Origin of the sequence: Streptomyces sp. E2N166 (genome assembly GCF_003671715.1) — a bacterium.
In the GTDB taxonomy this organism is placed as follows: domain Bacteria; phylum Actinomycetota; class Actinomycetes; order Streptomycetales; family Streptomycetaceae; genus Streptomyces; species Streptomyces thinghirensis.
In genome coordinates, this window is the sequence record NZ_RAIF01000032.1 from 260,108 (window position 1) to 262,632 (window position 2,525).

At 72.0% G+C, this 2,525-nt stretch carries 3 protein-coding genes; 1 reads left to right on the forward strand and 2 read right to left on the reverse strand.

The features are described from left to right. The coding region (locus EBH09_RS28230) for a response regulator (protein WP_121749758.1) at positions 1-414 on the reverse strand (414 nt) is incomplete at its 3' end. A gap of 293 nt (positions 415-707) precedes the next feature. Then, on the reverse strand, positions 708-1,385 hold the full coding sequence (locus tag EBH09_RS28235; protein ID WP_121749759.1) for a DUF3000 domain-containing protein: 678 nt from the start codon (positions 1,383-1,385) through the stop codon (positions 708-710). A gap of 150 nt (positions 1,386-1,535) precedes the next feature. On the opposite strand from EBH09_RS28235, the gene hemE reads away from it, so the two are divergent. Continuing rightward, a partial coding sequence (gene hemE, locus EBH09_RS28240) for a uroporphyrinogen decarboxylase (RefSeq protein WP_121749760.1) occupies positions 1,536-2,525 on the forward strand: 990 nt, incomplete at its 3' end.

A 2,525-nucleotide genomic window follows, 5' to 3' on the forward strand; every position in this document is an offset into this window, starting at 1 on the left:
GGCGGCGCCGATGGGGGCGGCGCCCGGCCGGGTGGGGAGCCCGACGTTGGTACGGGTGCCGGTGACGACGTAGCCCTTGACGCCGCCGGCGAGGGCGTTGCGTACGGCGCCGATGTCGTCGGCGGCGGACAGGGCGAGGCCGTTGGGCCAGCCCGCGGCACGGGTCTCCGACAGCAGGGTCAGACCCGAGCCGTCGGGGAGATGGACGTCAGCGACACAGATGTCGCGGGGGTTGCCGATGCGGGGACGAGCCTCCGCGACGGACGAGGCCTCGATGACGTCGCGCACACCGAGCGCCCACAGATGGCGGGTGACGGTGGAACGGACGCGCGGGTCGGCCACGACCACCATGGCGGTCGGCTTGTTCGGGCGGTAGGCGACCAGGCTTGCAGGCTGCTCGAGGAGAACGGACACCAGGCCTCCTGGGGTGCGGGAAGGGGCCGGCTCGTGGGGTGAAGCCGGGACGAACCGTGCTTTCAAGGTCACAGTCGTCTTCGGCACCGAACCCGTCCGCCTTTAGAGAATGATCACGATCTGGTGAGTAACAATCCGAGCAATTCGGACACGCGGTCGATCATTCGAAGATCGAACGGTTTCGTACTTTGTCGATACGAGGCCGAAAGTGGCCGTGTCGACAAAGTGACGGAACGTTTCCCGGGCCGGACGGGCGCCGGTTACGGAGAAAGCGGTGAGGGGTCGGGGAAGGCTCAGCGTGACTGCGGTCCGCGCCGCTGCGGCAGCGTCACGATCGACGCGTCGCCCGGCGCGGCCGGCGGCAGGCCCGCGACCTGCGCCAGCAGATCGCACCACGAGGCGAGGTGCGCCGCGGTGTCCGGGACGCCGCCCAGCCCTTCGCGCGGCGTCCAGGACGCCCGGATCTCGATCTGCGAGGCGGACGGGCGCGCCGAGAGGCCCCCGAAGTAGTGGGAGCTCGCCCGCGTGACCGTGCCACTGGGCTCCCCGTACGTCAGCCCGCGCGCCTGGAGCGCGCCGGTGAGCCAGGACCAGCACACGTCCGGCAGCAGCGGATCCGCGGCCATCTCCGGCTCCAGCTCGGCACGCACCAGCGTCACCAGCCGGAAGGAGCCGTGCCAGGCGTCGTGCCCGGCCGGATCGTGCAGCAGCACCAGCCGCCCGTCCGCCAGGTCGTCGTCCCCGTCGACGACCGCAGCCTCCAGGGCGTACGCGTACGGGGCGAGCCGCTTCGGCGGGGGCACCGCCTCCACCTCGATCTGCGGCCGCAGCCGCGCGGCCCTGAGCGCCTCGACGGCGCCCGCGAAGGCCGGCGGTGCCGTGCTCCCCGTATGCCGGGCCTCCTCCTCGGTACCCTTCGCTTCGTCCATTCCGCCAGCGCCGTCCGACAGTCGTCCCTGAGCCGCAGCCATGCGGGGAAGATTAAGGGGAACGGCGCCTCGGCGCAGGGAGGGACACCCGCGTGCGGACGCGATGTCCGGATCACGCGGTCCCGCGGGGCGCGCGGGAGCCGCCCCACCCGAGGTCGGGCGCTGTCGCGGTGACATGCGAGACTTGCCGGTGTGAGTGCCAACCAGAGCCCCGCGGGCAAGCAGCCGACCGCCACGTACGACTCCGCTTTCCTCAAGGCGTGCAGGCGTGAGCCGGTGCCGCACACCCCCGTGTGGTTCATGCGGCAGGCCGGGCGCTCGCTGCCGGAGTACCGCAAGGTGCGCGAGGGCATCCCGATGCTCGAGTCCTGCATGCGACCGGAACTGGTCACGGAGATCACCCTCCAGCCGGTGCGTCGGCACGGCGTGGACGCGGCCATCTACTTCAGCGACATCGTGGTCCCGCTCAAGGCCATCGGTATCGACCTCGACATCAAGCCGGGCGTCGGCCCGGTCGTCGAGAAGCCGATCCGCACCCGCGCGGACCTGGCGCGGCTGCGCGACCTCACCCCCGAGGACGTCTCCTACGTCACCGAGGCGTTCGGCCTGCTCACCAAGGAACTCGGCGCCACCCCGCTGATCGGCTTCGCGGGCGCGCCGTTCACCCTCGCGAGCTACCTCGTGGAGGGCGGCCCGTCCCGCAACCACGAGCAGACCAAGGCGCTCATGTACGGCGACCCGCAGCTGTGGGCCGACCTCCTGGACCGGCTCGCCGACATCACCGCCGCCTTCCTCAAGGTGCAGATCGAGGCGGGCGCGAGCGCCGTCCAGCTCTTCGACTCCTGGGTCGGCGCGCTGTCCCCCGCGGACTACCGCCGCTCGGTGATGCCCGCCTCCAGCAAGGTCTTCGAGGCCGTCGCCGGGTACGGCGTGCCGCGCATCCACTTCGGCGTCGGCACCGGCGAACTCCTCGGCCTCATGGGTGAGGCCGGCGCGGACGTCGTCGGCGTCGACTGGCGCGTCCCGATGGACGAGGCCGCCCGCCGCGTCGGCCCCGGCAAGGCGCTCCAGGGCAACCTGGACCCGGCGATCCTCTTCTCCACCTCCCGCGCCGTCGAGGCCAAGACCCGCGAGATCCTGGACGCCGCGGCGGACCTGGAGGGCCACGTCTTCAACCTCGGC

Excerpts from the sequence above, each read along its gene's own strand:
- EBH09_RS28235 (WP_121749759.1), bottom strand. The coding sequence starts at position 1,385 with ATGGCTGCGGCTCAGGGACGACTGTCGGACGGCGCTGGCGGAATGGAC.